The organism is Blautia marasmi, from assembly GCF_900258535.1.
Classification (GTDB): domain Bacteria; phylum Bacillota; class Clostridia; order Lachnospirales; family Lachnospiraceae; genus Blautia; species Blautia hominis.
The window spans coordinates 4,153,198-4,171,344 of record NZ_OIWX01000001.1 but is presented as its reverse complement, the minus strand read 5'-3'; the positions used below and the strand labels follow the sequence as shown (position 1 = coordinate 4,171,344).

The 18,147-nt window shown below is 46.5% G+C and carries 14 protein-coding genes; 4 read left to right on the top strand and 10 right to left on the bottom strand.

Annotated elements, in window-relative coordinates; genetic code table 11:
• The first annotated feature begins 121 nt into the window (after nt 1-121).
• Both ygeW and arcC read left to right on the top strand, forming a co-directional pair.
• A complete protein-coding gene (gene ygeW, locus C6P39_RS18045; protein ID WP_104804715.1) occupies nt 122-1,315 on the top strand; it encodes a knotted carbamoyltransferase YgeW in 1,194 nt (397 codons plus the stop codon).
• Nucleotides 1,316-1,355: 40 nt separating this feature from the next.
• Entirely contained in the window at nt 1,356-2,303 is a 948-nt protein-coding gene (gene arcC / locus C6P39_RS18040; protein WP_095170945.1) for a carbamate kinase, read from the top strand.
• A gap of 875 nt (nt 2,304-3,178) precedes the next feature.
• On the opposite strand, the gene C6P39_RS18035 is transcribed toward arcC, so the two are convergent.
• The 7 genes from C6P39_RS18035 to C6P39_RS18005 are packed head-to-tail and all read right to left on the bottom strand — an operon-like array spanning nt 3,179 to nt 9,779.
• Entirely contained in the window at nt 3,179-4,144 is a 966-nt protein-coding gene (locus tag C6P39_RS18035) for a D-2-hydroxyacid dehydrogenase (protein WP_104804714.1), read from the bottom strand.
• Between the two features lie 38 nt (nt 4,145-4,182).
• Nucleotides 4,183-5,046, bottom strand: coding sequence for a phosphogluconate dehydrogenase C-terminal domain-containing protein (locus C6P39_RS18030; protein ID WP_095170950.1), 864 nt, complete (start codon nt 5,044-5,046; stop codon nt 4,183-4,185).
• 48 nt (nt 5,047-5,094) lie between these two features.
• Entirely contained in the window at nt 5,095-6,027 is a 933-nt protein-coding gene (locus C6P39_RS18025) for a transketolase family protein (RefSeq protein WP_104804713.1), read from the bottom strand.
• Nucleotides 6,027-6,848 (bottom strand): transketolase, encoded by an 822-nt coding sequence (locus tag C6P39_RS18020; RefSeq protein ID WP_095170954.1) that lies wholly within the window; start codon nt 6,846-6,848, stop codon nt 6,027-6,029. Before C6P39_RS18020 ends, C6P39_RS18025 begins: the two co-directional genes overlap by 1 nt.
• Nucleotides 6,849-6,888: 40 nt before the next feature.
• The gene (locus C6P39_RS18015) at nt 6,889-8,172 is read right to left on the bottom strand and encodes a TRAP transporter large permease (protein WP_242987074.1); all 1,284 of its coding nucleotides are present in this window, start codon (nt 8,170-8,172) and stop codon (nt 6,889-6,891) included.
• A complete protein-coding gene (locus tag C6P39_RS18010; protein ID WP_095170956.1) occupies nt 8,169-8,681 on the bottom strand; it encodes a TRAP transporter small permease in 513 nt (170 codons plus the stop codon). Before C6P39_RS18010 ends, C6P39_RS18015 begins: the two co-directional genes overlap by 4 nt.
• 18 nt (nt 8,682-8,699) lie before the next feature.
• Nucleotides 8,700-9,779 carry a TRAP transporter substrate-binding protein gene (locus C6P39_RS18005; protein WP_104804712.1) on the bottom strand — a complete coding sequence of 360 codons (1,080 nt, stop codon included), beginning with the start codon at nt 9,777-9,779 and terminating at the stop codon, nt 8,700-8,702.
• 272 nt (nt 9,780-10,051) lie between these two features.
• On the opposite strand from C6P39_RS18005, the gene C6P39_RS18000 reads away from it, so the two are divergent.
• Together C6P39_RS18000 and C6P39_RS17995 are read left to right on the top strand one after the other, a co-directional pair.
• Nucleotides 10,052-10,780, top strand: a complete 729-nt coding sequence (locus C6P39_RS18000; RefSeq protein ID WP_095170961.1) for a FadR/GntR family transcriptional regulator — start codon at nt 10,052-10,054, stop codon at nt 10,778-10,780.
• A 270-nt stretch (nt 10,781-11,050) separates the two neighbouring features.
• On the top strand, nt 11,051-11,755 hold the full coding sequence (locus C6P39_RS17995; protein WP_104804711.1) for a FadR/GntR family transcriptional regulator: 705 nt from the start codon (nt 11,051-11,053) through the stop codon (nt 11,753-11,755).
• A gap of 108 nt (nt 11,756-11,863) precedes the next feature.
• Here C6P39_RS17995 and C6P39_RS17990 read toward each other — a convergent pair whose 3' ends face one another.
• The 3 genes from C6P39_RS17990 to C6P39_RS17980 are packed head-to-tail and all read right to left on the bottom strand — an operon-like array spanning nt 11,864 to nt 18,121.
• Nucleotides 11,864-14,059, bottom strand: coding sequence for a beta-galactosidase (locus C6P39_RS17990; RefSeq protein WP_095170966.1), 2,196 nt, complete (start codon nt 14,057-14,059; stop codon nt 11,864-11,866).
• 15 nt (nt 14,060-14,074) lie between these two features.
• Nucleotides 14,075-16,585: a glycoside hydrolase family 2 protein gene (locus C6P39_RS17985; protein WP_104804710.1), complete on the bottom strand. Its 2,511-nt coding sequence runs from the start codon at nt 16,583-16,585 to the stop codon at nt 14,075-14,077.
• Between the two features lie 9 nt (nt 16,586-16,594).
• The gene (locus tag C6P39_RS17980) at nt 16,595-18,121 is read right to left on the bottom strand and encodes a xylulokinase (RefSeq protein ID WP_095170970.1); all 1,527 of its coding nucleotides are present in this window, start codon (nt 18,119-18,121) and stop codon (nt 16,595-16,597) included.
• Between the last annotated feature and the right edge of the window lie 26 nt (nt 18,122-18,147).

Sequence of the window (18,147 nt, the reverse complement as noted above, 5' to 3'; positions counted from 1 at the left end):
GCCTTTGGCGATGGGATCTTTGCTTGGCTGCGGAATGTTTTCAGTAGGTCAGCGCAGTGAATGCGCAGATCTACTGAATAGTTACAAATTAATGATCATAAATAGAAAGGAATATCAAACCATGAAAACATTACAGGATTATATTGATAAATTAAACAAACTCAACTTTAAAGAAATGTACGAAAACGACTTCTTCCTGACCTGGGAGAAGACCGATGACGAGCTGGAAGCTGTATTTACCCTGGCAGATGCTCTGCGCTTTATGCGCCAGAACAATATCTCCACAAAAGTTTTTGAGAGCGGCCTTGGCATCTCCCTGTTCCGTGACAACTCCACACGTACCCGTTTCTCCTTCGCTTCCGCCTGCAATCTGCTGGGCCTGGAAGTACAGGATTTAGACGAGGGCAAATCCCAGATCGCACACGGGGAGACTGTACGTGAGACAGCCAACATGATCTCCTTCATGGCTGATGTGATCGGTATCCGTGATGATATGTACATCGGAAAAGGAAATGCTTACATGCATCAGGTTTCCGATTCTGTGAAAGAAGGCTACGAGGACGGCATCCTGGAGCAGCGTCCCACACTTGTAAACCTCCAGTGTGACATTGACCATCCCACTCAGTGTATGGCTGATATGCTCCACATCATCCACGAGTTCGGCGGAGTGGAGAACTTAAAAGGCAAAAAACTTGCCATGACATGGGCTTACTCTCCTTCATACGGCAAACCCCTGTCTGTTCCTCAGGGCGTTATCGGTCTGATGACACGTTTCGGCATGGAAGTGGTGCTGGCTCATCCGGAAGGATATGAAGTTATGCCTGAGGTTGAGGAAGTGGCTAAGAAAAATGCAGAAAAGACAGGCGGCAGCTTCAAACGCACCAATAGTATGGAAGAGGCATTTAAGGACGCTGATATTGTATATCCAAAGAGCTGGGCACCCTTTGCTGCTATGGAAGAGAGAACCGATTTATACGGAAAAGGCGACTTTGATGGTATTGATAAATTAGAGAAAGAGCTTCTGGCACAGAATGCGCAGCACAAAGACTGGGCCTGCACAGAAGAACTGATGAAGACCACAAAGGACGGCAAAGCACTCTATCTGCACTGCCTGCCTGCTGACATCACAGGGCTTAGCTGTGAATCCGGTGAGGTGGATGCCTCTGTATTTGACCGTTACCGCACACCGCTTTACAAGGAAGCCAGCTTCAAACCGTACATTATTGCTGCCATGATCATGCTCAGCAAATTTGATGACCCGGCAGAAGTTTTAAAGAAACTGGAAGAACGGGACCAGCCGCGTAAGTTCAAATAATATAAGGTACGCATTCATGTAAGAACAGGGGGTTTTTACTTTGCAGAAACAAAAAATCGTCATCGCCCTGGGCGGCAATGCCCTGGGCAATACACTTCCGGAACAGATGGCTGCCGTTAAAGTAACGGCAAAGGCCATCGTGGACCTGATTGAAGAAGGCCACCAGGTCATCGTTACACACGGTAACGGACCACAGGTTGGCATGATCAACAACGCCATGGCTGCCCTTTCCAGGGAAGATGCCGCACAGCCCAACACTCCGCTTTCCGTCTGTGTGGCAATGAGCCAGGCTTATATCGGATATGATCTGCAGAATGCTCTGCGGGAAGAACTGCTGAACCGCGGCATTGACAACATCCCGGTATCCACCATGGTGACACAGGTGCGTGTCAATGAAGATGATCCGGCATTTGACACCCCTTCCAAACCCATCGGAAAATTTTTAAGTGAGGAAGAGGCCAAAGTCATTACACAGAAATACGGCCACATTATGCGTGAGGATGCAGGCAGAGGCTGGCGCCGCTTCGTCGCCTCCCCGAAACCTCAGGAGATTGTGGAGATCGGTGCTATCCGCTCCTTAGTGGACTCCGGCGAAGTTGTGATCGCCTGCGGCGGCGGCGGGATTCCCGTCACCCTGAAGGGAAATCATCTGAAGGGAGCCAGCGCTGTCATTGACAAGGATTTTGCAAGCTGCCTTCTGGCTAAGGAACTGGACGCGGATTATCTCATCATCCTGACAGCCGTTGAGAAGGTTGCCATCAATTTCGGCAAAGAGGATGAGACATGGCTGTCCGCCATATCCACATCCGAGGCTGAAAAATACGCCCGGGAAGGCCAGTTCGCCCCCGGCTCTATGCTTCCCAAAGTGGAGGCTGCCATTGATTTTGCTTCCTCAAAGCCGGGAAGGAAGGCGCTGATCACGCTCCTTCAGAAGGCAAAGGATGGGATTGAAGGCAAGACAGGAACGGTTGTATGCAATAAACTTTAAAATAATATAGAAAATACCCGGCAGACCTTTTCCGCTTTGCGTCCGCCGGGTATTTTATTAGAATTACAGGACTAAATTTTAGCCTGAAAAAACGCGCTGTCTTTTGTATATAATGCCAAAAATTTGTGAATAGCGTCCGAATACTTGTTCTCTTCATAAAAGCATAGTATAATAATCTAATCTCGCAATAAACAATTTCTGTATTGTTTCTTCTACATTATATCTTTCCAATAACTCATTTTGTCTATCCTTGTATTATCCAAATAAGACATAATATGAATATATTTCTCCAGGCAGCCGAACAGGCGGCTCTCTATCCCGTTCCGAGTTTTACGGAAAGGGGTGTTGTTTATGTACATAACATATGGTGATTTCTTTACCTCTATCATTATGATAACAGGTATCATAGCACTGGTGGTCCAAATACATAAAAAATAGCCGTCCTGCTCCCGCCAAAGAATAGGACAACTATTTTACTATACTAATTTGCCGGGACGGGTAGTGTGCATCTACCTGTCGGCTGCTTCGATAAATATATTATACGGCTGCCTTAAAAAAAAGTCAATGACATACTTTAATTCCTTTGCTTTTATACTGATGAATCTCCTTCCAAAAGTATTTTTATACTTTGTGAATATGCATCATTGATTTGCATCTAAAGCTCGAACCGCACAAACTCCCCTGGACATTGACAGCACCCAGGTCACATGCGGAATAACTCCCCTGGACATGCCAACACCCAGGTCATATGCAGAATATCTAATATCTACTGATTCAGGTGAAAACTCCCCCGGACATGGCAGTACCCAGGGGAGTGATCATAATAAATCTATCTAGGCTGATATTCCTGTATCATAACATGGAAAAACTTACTTTCACTTATTAACTACATTGATCGGATCACCGTCTGTAAATGCTTTTAAATCTTCTACTGCAATGTCCATAAGCCTCTGTCTGGACTCTTTTGGAGCCCAGGAAATATGAGGTGTAATAATGCAGTTCTTGGCCTGTAAAAGCGGATTGTCCCCTCTGATGGGTTCCGTGGACACTACATCCAGTCCGGCTCCGGCAACTTTACCGCTGTTCAAGGCATCTCTCAAATCTTCTTCCACGATCAGCGGCCCTCTGGAATTGTTGATAATGATCACGCCGTCCTTCATTTTTGCAATGCTCTCTTTATTCACCAGTCCCTGAGTGGATGGAAACAGCGGGCAGTGCAGGGCGATCACATCTGCCCGGGCAAATAATTCTTCTCTGGATACATATTCGGCAATCTCTCTTCCGCAGTCATTGGGGTACTCGTCATTGGCGATGACCTTCATTCCCAGGGCTTTTGCAATACGCCCTGTAGCCTGTCCGATCCTTCCGAATCCAACGATCCCCATGGTCTTGTCAGCCAGTTCAATCAGCGGATAATCCCAGAAGCACCAGTCAGAGTTCTTTTCCCATCTTCCCTCATGGACTGCTTTGTCATGATGGCCGATATGATGGCAGATTTCCAGCAGCAGGGCAATGGCAAACTGTCCCACCGCGGCGGTACCGTATGTTGGAATGTTGCAGACAGGTATGCCTCTCTCCCTGGCAGTATCCACATCCACCACGTTATATCCTGTGGCAAGGACTCCCACATATCTGATGTTTCTGCAGGCCTCAAACACTTCTTTTGGAAGGGGTGTTTTATTGGTGATAACAGCATCCGCATCACCGATCCTGTCAATCACCTCCTGCATATCTGTGAGGGATGTGCGGTCATAAACCGTCAGCTCCCCCAGTTCTTCCATATCTCCCCAGGATAAATCTCCGGGGTTTTCGGTATAACCGTCTAACACAACAATTTTCATTCTCTTTTTATCCTTTCTGCAAAAGCTTCTTATTCCCGTTAAATCAGCGGGGTCTCCGGATGCAGCATGGTTGCAATGACTTTGTCCAGCACTTCGTCTTTCCAGATATCTTTCCAGTTTTCCCTCATTACCAGACGGCTGCCCAGTCCGATCGCCACCTTGCACGCATCCGATACGGGCGGATTTCCGGGAATGTATCCCAGGAAGTTGGCGGACAGATTGTAGATATGGCCGGTGAGAAAAGACACTGCCGCTTCCTTAGGGATTCCCCGTTTTACTGCTTCCTCCACGGTCTCCGCCATGGCATACAGGCAGGTAGCTCCCAGCAGTTCCACAAGTGTCGGCTCTAAAAATGCAATCTGTTCAGAGGACATAACATACGCATGTTCCACCGGCGCATACATCTGTTTTGCAACCTCCACGCACTGCGCAAACCGCTCATCCTCCCCCTGGATCTTGGACATGACAATATCCTGTTTTCCGCCCATACCGCCAAAACGGTCCTGACGTGCCTCAAAGGTGTCCTGATCCAGAAAATAAGATGGATGGCAGGGATGGGCCACACCAAAAGTACAATCATCTCTCAGTGTCAATTCCCTGGCAACTGCCGCCGCCGGGTCCAGAATGATAAATCCGGTTCCGGGTTTTAACTGGGGCACATAGATGGCCGAGAGCTTTCCGATCAGGGTATCCGGCACGGCAAATACCACCACATCAGCTTTTGTAAGGGCCTCCTCCACCGGGGTCGGCCGGAAGCCACGTTCTTTGATGCTCTTTATTCCGGCATCTGTGGCCTCCACCAGAAGCAGTTCAAACGCATCCGGTTTTTTTGCCAGATTGTTGCTTGTCCTTGTTCCCATTTTACCGCCTGCACCAATTACACTTACTACGATCTTACTCATGTTTTTTCCTCTTTTCCAATTATTCCATTATCACTATACCAATGGCTGTTATAAGTTTTCTTTTACCGTTTTTGCAATATTCTCCGGTGAGAATCCGTAAAAATCCGCCAGTTCTTTTGCAGGGCCGGATTCTCCAAAGGTGGTAAGCCCCATACGTTTTACAAATTTCGGTGCATGTTCTGTTGCCAGCTTGCTTATGTATGCCCCCAGACCGCCGTTCACATTATGATCTTCCACAGTCACGATCTTTTTCGCTTTTTTGATCGCTTCCACTATCTTCTCCGGGTTCTTTCCATATAAAATGTTGATATCTCCCACTGTCACGTTCACACCCTGTTCCTTTAGCAGGTCCGCTGCGGCAAGAACACGTTCCAGTACAAAACCGCTGGACAAAAGGAGTGTGTCATCTCCGTATTCTCTCAGGATAGTTATTCCCTCCGGGGAGAATGGTGCATCTTTTTCGTACACATTTGCCTCTCTTCCGCTTCCGGCCCTGACATATACCGGCCCGTTGATCTCTGCTGCCATCTGTACTGCTTTGTACGTCTGATATCCATCCGCTGGTGTCAGGATCGTATAGTTGGGTATATTTGAGAGAATTCCCAGGTCCTCATAAAACTGATGGGTAACTCCCTCTCTCTCTCCTCCCAGAAGCCCGGAGTTGATGCCCACAAACTTTACATTCAGGTTGGGATATGCCACAAATGTCCGCATCTGTTCACAGGCACGCATGGTCATAAATCCAGCGTAAGTGCCTACAAACGGAGTTAATCCTGCTGCCGCCAGTCCTGCCGCCGTATCCACCGCATTCTGCTCGGATATCCCCACCTCCACATACTGGTCAGGATACAGCTCTGCAAACTTTGTGGCACGCATTGCTTTTAATGAGTCAGGTGAAACAAACATGATTTTATCGTCATTTGCTGCCAGATCAATAAGCGCAGCAGCAAAGGCCTCTCTCGTCCCCTTAAATTCTGTCATTATTCCATACCTCCTAATTCTCTTACCGCCTGCTGGTACTGTTCTTCTGTTGGTACTCCCTTATGCCATGCATTGTCATTTTCCATGAAAGAAAGTCCTTTTCCTTTTACACAATTACATACGATCACACTTGGTTTTCCCTTAACTTCCTTCGCTTTTGCGACGGCTGCCTTGATCGCATCAATATCGTGCCCGTCAATCTCCTGTGCATCCCACCGGAAAGCCTCAAAACGCTCTTTTATATTATTTGAGCCAATGGTATCCTGCACAGAGGCACCGCTCTGCCATCCGTTCTTGTCCACAAATACGATCAGATTGTCCAGTTTATGGGCTGCTGCGGAATTTATCCCCTCCCAGCATACTCCCTCCTGAAGCTCCCCGTCTCCGGCAATGGCATATACATAGTAATCCTTCTTTCTGTATTTACCGGCCATAGCCATGCCTCCGGCAATGGAAATGCCATTTCCCAGGGAACCGGATGTCATATCAACACCCTTTGTCTTGTTCATGACCGGGTGTCCCTGGAACCTACTTCCCAGTGCTCTCAGCTTGAAGTCCTCTATTTTTTCTCCAAAATATCCTTTTTCTGACAATGCGGCATAATAAATGGGGCAGGCATGGCCTTTTGACAGGATAAAACGGTCTCTGTCCTCCCAATCAGGGTTTGCAGGGTCCACTCTCATCACATCAAAGAAAAGTGCTGCCATAATATCTGCAATGGACAGTGCCGGTCCCGGATGTCCGTCCTTCCCTCTGTATACCATATCCACGGCTGTCATCCTAAGATGATCAGCCACCTGTTTCAGTTCTGCGCTATTCATGCTAAAACCTCCTTAAAATTTATATGTTTATAAGTTACGATCAAACTCCCATCATGCCAGGAAGCCAGGTGATGATTGCCGGAATAAAAGTCATGACCAGCAGAGTTGCCACTTCTATACACAGGTACGGGATGATCCGTTTGCTGATCTTACCTATACTGGTATTGGCAATACCCGAAGCGACAAAAAGATTCACTGCCATCGGCGGTGTTATCATACCGATGGAGGTATTGATAATAATGATGATACCTAACGCAATTGGTGATAATCCCAGTGACGCTGCGATTGGCAGCAAAATAGGAGTCACCAACAGAATGATGGACTGTGTTTCCAGGAAACATCCCAGGAACAGCAGGATCACATTGATCATCAGCAGTAATGCCACCTTATTGGTGAACAGTCCCAGTACGCTGGATGCAATGAAGGTTGGAATATTCTGGTTGGTCATAAACCATGCAAAGGGCGCTGACATACTGACGACAAATAAGACAACGGCTGAACTCACGGTTGATTTACGGAAAATTTCATAAATGTCTTTTATGGTCAGCTCTTTATATACAAATACGCTTATGATAAAAGCATACACACAGGCCACCGCCGCAGATTCCGTTGGCGTGAACAAGCCGCCGTAAATGCCGCCCAGAATGATGACCGGCATAAAGATCGCAAGAAGTGCTTCTTTAAAAGAGTGGGCAAAAGCCCTGAGTGTAACTTTGCTGTTCTCCGCAGCATCGTATTTTTTACAGATAACAATGTTGGTGGCGATCAGCACTGCCGCTAGCAGAAGCCCCGGAATGACACCTGCCATGAACATAGTCCCCACGGATACAGAGGCCGTCACCGCGTAAGTTACCATGGGAATACTGGGAGGTATGACAACTCCCAGGGTCCCGCCGGAGGCTGCAACGGCTGCCGCCACATCATCCGGATATCCTTTCTCCTTCATCCGTGGAACCGTGATACCGCCAATGGCAGCTACGGTTGCCGGATTGGAACCGGAGATAGCTCCAAAGAACGCGGAGGCTACCACTGTAATACAAGACAGGCGGCCCGGGATCCTTCGCATTAAAATCTCAATAAAATCTATGAGCCGTTTGGAAATTCCGCCTTTTTCCATAATATTACCCGCTAGTATAAAGAACGGAACCGCCATCAGGGTAAAATTATCCGCCTGGGTAAACATTCTCTGTGCAACCGCTGGAAGCAGATTGAAATTCCCGCTGGCGACAATTGCCACACATACCGCAATCCCCAGACAGATGGCAATGGGAACGCCCAAAAACAGCATGACAAACAAAACTCCGAACAACATTCCTATGATCATTCTTTCTTTTCCTCCTTTTGCCCAATCTCTTCTGCTTTCTCTTTTTGTGTAACCTTCACAAATGTATTCCACGCATAGCAGAGGGCCATCAGAATCAGTCCCAGAGGAATGGACAGATACATGATCCACATAGGCCAGCGCAGACTCGGCGTAACCTGCCCGCTTGCCATCTGCTTCTGCAGAATGGTCACTCCGTAATAGGAGGCAAAAAAACTAAATGCAACTACCAGTACCGAATCCAGTATGTATATCACCTTCAGCACTGTTTTAGAGCAAAACAGTTCCAAAGCTTCCACGCAGAAATGCTCTCCATTGCACGCCGCAACACCAATCCCCAGAAAGATCACCCAGATCATACAGTATCTTGCAAGTTCTTCTGCCCATGGGATCACAAACAAACCGGTGAAACGCGCAACCGTGGCAACAAAGATAACTGCGCACATAAGGATCATTAACACAACCAGAAGCACCTCTTCCGCCTTTTTAAGTCCGTTAAACAGCTTTTCCAAAATGTCCACTCCTTCTATTTAATTAGATGACTGTATCTTTTCTACCAGTTCCTTATTCAGCTTCAGGCTGTCCAACCGGTCGTATACCGCACTCGCTGCATCTTTCCACACCGCTTTATCCACTTCTGTAACCGTAACGCCTGCATCCCTCATATTTTCTATTGCTTCTTTATTATAGTTGCTGCTGTAATCCCTCTGATAATCCTTCGCTTCCTCCGCTGCTTTGTCGAAGGCCTCTTTCTGCGCGTCCGTAAATCCATCATAAGTGCTCTGGGCAATCATCAGCACACAGGGGGAATAGAAAATGTCAATCATGGAAACGTATTTTTGTACCTCATATACTTTTGCCGACTCAATGATGGCAATTGGATTTTCCTGTCCATCCACGGTTCCCTGCTGAAGGGCTGTGAATATTTCGCTCCAGGCCATTGGAGTTGCTGTTGCGCCTAATGACTGGTATGTTTCCATATGTACGCTGTTTTCCATGGTACGGATTTTCATGCCTTTTAAGTCATCCGGTGTCTTTATTTCTTTTTTGTCATTGGTCACCTCACGGAACCCGTTTTCCCAGAAACCAACTCCTTTGATTCCCTGGCTGTCCAATTGCTGCAGAAGGGAAGTTCCCACTTCACCATCCAGCACCTCATATGCATGTTCCTCATCCTCAAACAGGTAAGGAAGGTCCAGAACCGCAAAATCAGAGACAAAATTCGGTATGGGACCTGTAGATATGAGACACATCTCCTGTACGCCCATTCCCACATTTTCCATCATATCTCTTTCATTTCCCAACTGAGAGTTTGGATAAATATCAAGCGTCATCTCCCCGCTGCTGTATTCCTCCAGCAACTTCTGCATTTCCTGCAGGCCTTTTACATAATGGCCTTCCGGTGCTGTGGTCGTTCCCACCTTTAATCTCATTGTGGCACTGTCTGCCCCAAGCATGGTGTCTTCGCTTTTTGTCCCGCTGTCTGCTGTACTGCCTGAGGATTGTGCCGCAGAGGTATCAGTATTCCCTCCTCCGCTGCTGTTTCCGCATCCGGTCATAACTCCTGCCAATGTTATGGTCAGCAGAGCTGCCAAAATCTTGTTTTTCATAGTGAATCTCCTTTTCTCTCATTTCATTTGTCGTTCGTTAAACATCTGATGTTTTATGTATATCATTTATCGACTGATTTGTCAATAAATTTTCTTAACTTTTTTATTTTATATGTTTATTTTGTTAAAATTAAATAAATTTTCCTAGGAAATATTATGCAAAATATCTTATATCTAATATTTGACGTATGATGTTTCCCCATGATAAGATATTAACAACTGCTAAATCATTTGAGACTCTTACTAACTTTTAACCGTTTGGAGGTGAATATTTGAGTAATTTATTTGAGGCAAGCAAGCGGGAATCTGCTGTAGATCTGGTTGTCAACAGTATCAAACAACTGTTAATGGAAAGAACATTAAAACCAGGGGATAAGCTTCCCAGCGAATTGGAGATATCGGAGGAACTGCGCGTGAGCCGCGGTTCGGTCAGGGAGGCTATGAAGATCCTGACTGCTTTCGGGCTGGTGGATATCCGGGTGGGAAACGGCACATATGTATGTGAAACCCCGGGAAATACCACCATGGATTCCCTTCTGTTCAGTTTCTTTATCTCCAATCCACAGATTGATGATCTGTACGAGTTCCGGCATATCTTTGAAATTGATATTCTCACCATGATCCTGGAGCATTACGATGACAATGGAAAAGAACGGAAAGCGCTTCGGGAGAATTTAGAGCAGTTAGAGCGTCTAATGGCTGTCGCTGACTCCGGCAGAAAACTGTCAGAAAATGACCTGGAATTTCACAGACTTTTAGGTCAGGCTTCCAAAAATCTGCTGGCTGAACGGGTTTATAATTTCATCATAGACTTTATGGAGCCTTCCATTGCCGCAACTCATAAAGGACGCAGCGGTGAAATTGTTTATGAACTTCATCGAGATATTGTGGATTTGATCGAATCCAGGGATGCCGGCAGGATTGATGAGGTTATCACCAATTCCGTGGATACCTGGTCCATCCTACAGCCATCCACAGCTATGAATCTCTGGGGAGAATAAAGAAAAATATCTGGCGGGATATTGTCTGCGACTGGCCGCGAATAACGATTTCTGTTCATTTGTTTGACGTTTTATCTTTTTTTTGATAGTATTAGAGTAACTATTCAGTAGATCTGCGCGTTCACTGCGCTGACCGTAAGAAAGCATTCCGCAGCCAAGCAAAAATCCCATCGCCAAAGGCGATTCTGCATGGATTTTTGCCTGTAACTGTGAGGGTACTGAACAGTTACGTATTAGAATAAATAAATGATAATCGGAGTGGTATAAAATATGAGTAATTTATTTGAGGCCAGCAAACGAGAGTCTGCTGTAGATATAGTTGTAAACAGCATCAAACAGCTATTGATGGAAAGGCGCCTGAAACCAGGAGATAAGCTTCCTAATGAACTGGAAATTTCCGAGGGTTTAGGCGTCAGCCGCGGCTCCGTAAGGGAAGCCATGAAAATCCTCTCAGCGTTCGGACTGGTAGACATTCGGGTAGGAAACGGGACCTATGTGTGTGAAACACCGGGAAACGAATTGATTGATTCCCTTCTGTTCAGTTTTTTTGTATCCAACCCTGACATTTCCAATCTCTATGAGTTTCGGAAAATATTTGAAACGGATATTCTCGAACTGGTTCTGGAGCATTACGAAGAGAATGCCGTGGAACGCAAAAAACTTGCGGAAAACCTGGAACAACTAAAGACACTAATCGACAGCGGAGCTGCCCAGTCCAAAATAACAGAAAATGACCTGGATTTTCACCGTCTCCTGGGCCTGGCCTGCCATAACCAGATTGCTGCCAGGATATATGCTTTTGTCATGGACTTTATGCAGGCATCCATTACCAATACCCATAAGCACCAGAATGGCGAATATGTGTATCAGACCCATATGGCGGTCTATGAAGTGATCGAGAACAGGGACAGAGACAGGATTGACGAAGTTGTGAACAGGACGGTGGATGTTTGGTTTAAGCTTCAGGATGCATGATTTCTTAAAATCAGCCCTCCACCCTTGGTCTGTATCTATATACAACAGAATAGAAAAGAACCATTCCGCTTAATCTATGGATTTAAGCTCTGAATGGTTCTTTTCTTATCACTCTTTTATGCAGTGAAAGATTTTCACTTCCTGTGGTTCCAGATTACATGTCATCTTCAACACTTCTCCGGAATGCCGGGTCTCTTTCTTTACAATATCCGTTACTTCAGCACACCATCCAAGATTCATATCAAGACTGATGCCCAAATGCTCTGCTTCATGGTTAATAAGAAAGACAAACTTATCCTGTTCCCGTTCCAATACACGGACTTCCACATTCTGCTCTTCCTTTTGTCCCCTTAAACAAATATCCGAATGATATTCTGCCATATCAAGTGCTTTTCTGAAAAGTCTGTTTGTATCCCCTGAATAATTCCACATTGCATTTGCAAAAAATAAGGTTCCCAGGTAGACAGTCTTTCCCTGGCCGTATGTGCTTTTTGTCATAATAGGCAGGCCATCGGAAAGTGTGGCTACCGTTTCCGCATTTTCATGAAGCACGATTTTTTCAGCTATGACTTTTGCTGTATGTTCATACCGCCTGCCGTCCAGAATAATATCCTCCTCATTGATCGTTCTGTAATCACTTTTTACATGCAGTCCAAACACCTGGTCAAGACCCCCGGCGGGACACACTTCTGCTCCCCATCCATTGTCCGTAAAATATCCGCACAGACCGTCACTGATCACTTTGCCACCGCCGCGAACAAACGTTTCAATGGCTCTTGCCATGTCAGAAGACAGGTTGACACTGTATGGCAGCAGCAGAATCCGGTATTTTTCAAGTTCTCCGTTCAAGACCTGGTCTTTACATACAAAATCCGGCTGTATCTGGTTCTGCATACATAGTTTATAAGCACCCATCAAGGAAAGGGAATCTTTATAGTATCTGTTCTGCTTCCGTATCATACAGCTTCCCGATAAGCCCAGGGAAATAAGGCCCTCTGTAAAAATACTGTCAAGATTATAGAGAATGGCAGCCTCACTCTTTGGAGCCATTGCCTCAGCAAGCTGTTCTTTATATGGCTGAAATACCTGATTAAACTCTTTCAGTGCCCGGCATCTCTCGGTAGGCTCCCCGTTTCTCTCTGTAAAACCGAGTGATATGGTCTCCACCGTGGAAAGTTCGGGCCTCCATCCCCAGAAAAGGATCCCTTTCGCTCCCCTGGCGATCTGTCCCCAGGTCTGCCGTTTGATCTCATCTCCGGTAATGGGAATGGAGAAACAAAAACTGTCCTCTGTCCTCTCCCCAATAAAGACATACATGGGACCTGCTCCGGTGCCTGTCTCCCCAATCCAATATGGACCATTGCCGCCTGCACTTCGCAGCAGGTCACAGACAAATGCCGTGATCTCCGGATTGACAAAATCATACATGGAACTTCCCAGCATATCTGTTGTACCGGCCAGTTTATAATGGTCATTGGATGTCACCACCGGATGTCCCGTCTCATAAATGGCAGTATGTACCACCGTACATCTGTCCTCATCATACTTTTTAACCGTCTCACTCAAAAATCTCATGGCATCCGCCTGCGCGTCAGATCGGAAATACTTCCAGTCCAGCCAATCTGTATACACGCCTACAGACCGCGGCGGTTCTACCTGTGCCCAGTTTTGGTATTGTCTTGTCCATGTTTCATTTAATTTTTCCAAAGAACCATACTTTTCTTTCAGCCACGTTCTGAATTTTTCCTTTGAATGCTCACAGTAGCAATAAACCAATTCTCTCCATTCATTCTGGTAATATTGCTGAGAGGGCTCCTCTGTAGGTTCATGGAACACATCAAAGGCAACGATATTTCCATTCCCTTTATAATGCTCTGTAAACCCACGGATAAAGTTTTCAATGGTTTTCCTGTGTGCTTCACTGTCCAGGCATAATCCCGGCCATCCGCCTGTGGCCGCATCCGCCTGCTGATGAGGCGTCCATACGGTTCCGGCTGCTGATACATAACGGCTGTCAGGATGTTTCTCATACACCCACTCAGGCGTACACACCAAATATAAAGTAAAGATCACCTGAAGTCCATGTTTTACTGCTGCTTCCAGAATAGCATCATAATAAGAAAAATCAAACTCGCCCTCCGACGGCTCTATGGTTCCCCATGTAGCATGGACCCTGACAGTGTCCATACCGCACTCCTTCATATTTTGAAAGTCATACTCCCAATGCCGGCTGCTTCTGTCTCTGTAAGCGGAATACTTGGTGCCAATTGGAAATAATGTCTGAAGCTTTTTTGTCTGATTCATAAAATTCTTCCCCCTTTACCTTACCTGTCCAAAATGGAGTGCGTGTTTCTCCTGATTCTCTACCAAAATCTCCTTTATTTCCCCCGGCAGAATATCAAAATAATTATCTGAACAGGAATATCTGCCTTTCACATACGCACCATGGACATAACCTCTGCTTGTTACCGTCACATGGGTATAATGTCCTGTTTGTTTTGTCTGTAAGACTTCGATCGAATTCTTATCATACTCCAGAGTGCGTATATCCCCTATCCTTAAATATACACTTTCCTCCGGTCCCCCTGATGCCAGGAACATAATACTGCCCTTCCTGTAATCTTCCTTTGGAAGCCTTTCCCGCAGCACACATTTCCTCGACGCTGCTTCCAGTTTAAATATAACAGGCTTCAGTTTCCTTACCCTTCCGTCAAAAGAAACATATCCCAGTTCTCCTTCTGCCTGGGCAGCTGCATTTGTATCATTGAGTCCCCATATAACCAGTTCATCATTTTCACGGCGCATAACAAGCCTGATGGGAGCAAGTGCCCGTTTCACCGCATAATAAGATATTTTTCTTCTCAGATAATAGTCTATGACAGTCCATCCTGTCTCCCCCCAGGTATCATTGTACATCCAGAATAAGGCGCCGAAACAATCCATCCGTGCACGCATGGCTTCCAGAGAGTACCCTAAGACCAGAGCCTGGAACATACCGCCATAGAGGGCATACTCCTCCATCCCCAATCTCTCAGGCTGGTCAATGTAGTGTTTCCGAATCCCCGCATATACACTGTCTCTCTCAAAAACATTACAATGCATTTCCCATGCTCTGCCGCTTCTTTCCACTTTGTCTGTTCCCATATATTCGCATATGGATTCTACACAGCACGGGCCGATACAGCCATATTCGCTGACAAACCTGGAGCGGACCTCATCATACAGGACCGGCTCTATACGTTCCTCCATATCCTGACTCATAAAACCGTTATGCCACCTGTGTACATCTCCACAGGAATCATCATTTGGCAGCTTCCCCCCATATGGCGAACTGTTCCAATAGGGGATATCCGGACAGTTGGCATGTATGACCTTTTTAGCCAGAACATTAGATATGTACAGCCCCAATGGCTGCTCCCTGGTAAACGCAACCTGCCACCTGGGATTATCTTGGGAATTAAAGAGCCAGTGGTTCTCATTACTACCGCAGAACAATGCCATACAGGCATGGCTGCGAAGACGTCTGGTCTGATAGTCCAGTTCCTTCTGCACCTCCCTCCGGAACCATTCCAAATGGTCCGGATAAGTGGCACATGCAAACATAAAATCCTGCCATACTAAAATCCCTTTCCGGTCGCAGAGCTGATAAAAACCTTCCCTCTCATACAATCCCCCGCCCCAGATGCGCAGCATATTGAAATTAGCATTCACTGCCTCCTCTAAAAGCTTCTCTATTTTCCGGTCTGTAACTCTGGCATATATGGAGTCATTCGGGATCCAGTCACCGCCTTTGCAGAAAACAGGGACATCGTTGACATAAAACTGAAACTTTCTTTTCTCTCCCCTCATAGGCGATGTATCCAGTTTCAGCGAGCGGATACCATATGTGATTTCCCTGTACTCCTTACTACTGTCGTCCAGGATCATCTCCACTGAGATTCGGTACAATGGCTGCTCACCATATCCATTTGGCCACCACAGCCTCGGATGTTCTATCTCCATATCTAGACAAAAATAATTCATCCCCGAGGTCAGAAGCTGATCCTTCAAGACAGATGCAGCACAACACTCTCCTTCATAAGAGATCGTCACCTGAATATCACAGGTCTGGGTAGATACCATAGGCAGGCTTTCCACCTCCGCTGTCACCGTCAGGCCGGCAGTATCTCCGTGCAGCCGCGTCTTTGCTTCCACATCCCTGATGACAGCCTTTCCACAGGACAGAAGATATACATCCCCCACAATGCCGCAGGTAACTACACGGGGCCCCCAGTCCCATCCTACCGTGTACTGAGGCCTGCGCACAAAAGCCCTGCGGTAATCGCTTCGGTATTTTCCTCCATTGTCATCCTCCCGGCACACAGCCCAGTTGAGCTGAGAGAGCTGTTCATCTGTAACGTCTTCAAGTCCTGTGGATACACGCACAGCGATCTCATTTCTCCCCTCTCTCAGCATATGTCCGGCAGGATAAACAAAGGGATAATGTACGCTTCTATGACTACCTGCATACTGCCCGTTTATGAATATATCACTCTTTGTATCCAGTGCTTCAAAAACCAGTTCCAATGTCTTTCCTGATAAACCGGAAAGCTCAAATTCTTTAAAAAACCACCACGCCCGCTTTTCCACCCACTCTGATTCCAGACAATGATCCGCAGTTACGGGGTCCTGAATCACCCCATTTTCAATCAGCGGCATTCTGACATCTGCAGGCACATCACAGGTAAGCCAGCCATCCTGAAATGCTCTCACTGCTTCCAGTTTCTCCTTTTGCCAGTAAAGAGGGGAATCATGCAGCTTCCATCCTTGATTCAGATTAATCTTCTCCATATTTTATCCTCACGAACATTTTTCAAGCCTTTTATAAAAAGCCGGCAATTCCTGCATATATGCTTTATACAAACGTTTCCTGTCCTCGTATAATTTGCAGTCAGCCGCAGAAGGCTGATATATTTTAGAAACCTTTACATGTTTTTTTGCTGTCTCCTCCGGATTTTCAAAAATACCTACGGCATTTCCTGCAAGGATACATGCCCCCCACATGGACACATCCCCTCTGTCCAGGGTACCATGTTTTTTCCCCGTGATATCGGCAGCCATTGCAGGCCACAGGGCAGACTTCGCCCCTCCGCCAATCATCTTAACAGTATCCCAGGAGTATTCCGGATACAAACAATCTACACGTTCCAATGCAAGGGAAAAATCATAAGAAAAACTCTCCAAAAGTGCACGATAGAAATGTTCTGTATCATGGCTCCAGTCAAACCCCATAAATAGGCCTTTCAAATCTTCCGACAAAGGCATGGAACTGCCTCCCAGCAGGCCCATGGCCATCATGCCGTCACAACCTGCGGGAACCGCTTTAGCTGCCTGGTCGATTCTGGCAAAGGCATCTTTTAATGATTCCTCTTTTCTGACAAAATGCTTCACAAACCAATCCAGCGTAATACCTGAGCCAGCAATAAAATGTGTCACATAATACTTTCCCGGCACCGCGGCTGCCAGTATATCCAGTCGTTTTTCCTGCACATCCGGGCGGTAATCTTCCACACAGCAGCTGATCTCCCCATATGACGAGGCCTCGAACACAATATCTCCTGCCTCCACATTTGCGGCGCCCAGGCATCCTGCCACCTTATCCCCTGCCCCGGAGACAAGAGGTATACCGCTTTTTAACCCCACTGCCCTTGCTGCCTCTTTGCCGAGATATCCGCAGATTGTATTAGACCCCACCATTTTGGGCAGAAATTTTTCATCCAGCCCTATATTCTCACAAATCTCCTTTGACCAGGTGTTATCCCTGATATCTGCCAGCCCTGTCCAGGAAGCATAGGAGCGGTCCATCACAGCATCCTCTGTCCCGAGATTTCCCAGTCTTCCGATAACATAGCCGCTGATCATCACATACTTTTCTATCTTTTCAGAAAGTTCCGGGTATTCAGCGGCAAACCATTCATATTTTGGTGCCATCTGCGGAAAATTTGTCCCGCTGATCTCCAGAAATTTATCTTTCAGTTCCTGCATCTGCCTTTTTGCATAAGGCATATACCGGGAATCCAGGGAACAGGACCATGTGGTAATATCCTCCCAGTCCTTCCCCACCCCCATGAATCCCGACATCTGTCCTGTAAAGGCGATCGCTGCAAGATCCTGTGCCTGTTCCCCAAGTTTTTCTGAAACCATTTTAATACAATGAACAACAGAGGCAAACAAATCTTCGCCCTTCTGAATAAACACTCCCGGCGCAGGCCTTTCATCCTTCACCGGTTCCATGGCTTCTTCCACACAATTACTCTGTGTGTCATACACACCGCATTTAATAAAACTGGTCCCCAAATCCACCGCCATAAGTAACTGCCTGTCCAATTTTCGTCCCCCTTGCGGCAAACCTG

Bases quoted from the DNA above. Each gene is read 5' to 3' on its own strand.
- ygeW (WP_104804715.1), top strand. From the start codon at position 122: ATGAAAACATTACAGGATTATATTGATAAATTAAACAAACTCAACTTT.
- C6P39_RS18035 (WP_104804714.1), bottom strand. From the start codon at position 4,144: ATGAAAATTGTTGTGTTAGACGGTTATACCGAAAACCCCGGAGATTTA.
- C6P39_RS18030 (WP_095170950.1), bottom strand. From the start codon at position 5,046: ATGAGTAAGATCGTAGTAAGTGTAATTGGTGCAGGCGGTAAAATGGGA.
- C6P39_RS18025 (WP_104804713.1), bottom strand. From the start codon at position 6,027: ATGACAGAATTTAAGGGGACGAGAGAGGCCTTTGCTGCTGCGCTTATT.
- C6P39_RS18020 (WP_095170954.1), bottom strand. From the start codon at position 6,848: ATGAATAGCGCAGAACTGAAACAGGTGGCTGATCATCTTAGGATGACA.
- C6P39_RS18015 (WP_242987074.1), bottom strand. From the start codon at position 8,172: ATGATCATAGGAATGTTGTTCGGAGTTTTGTTTGTCATGCTGTTTTTG.
- C6P39_RS18005 (WP_104804712.1), bottom strand. From the start codon at position 9,779: ATGAAAAACAAGATTTTGGCAGCTCTGCTGACCATAACATTGGCAGGA.
- C6P39_RS17995 (WP_104804711.1), top strand. From the start codon at position 11,051: ATGAGTAATTTATTTGAGGCCAGCAAACGAGAGTCTGCTGTAGATATA.
- C6P39_RS17990 (WP_095170966.1), bottom strand. From the start codon at position 14,059: ATGAATCAGACAAAAAAGCTTCAGACATTATTTCCAATTGGCACCAAG.
- C6P39_RS17985 (WP_104804710.1), bottom strand. From the start codon at position 16,585: ATGGAGAAGATTAATCTGAATCAAGGATGGAAGCTGCATGATTCCCCT.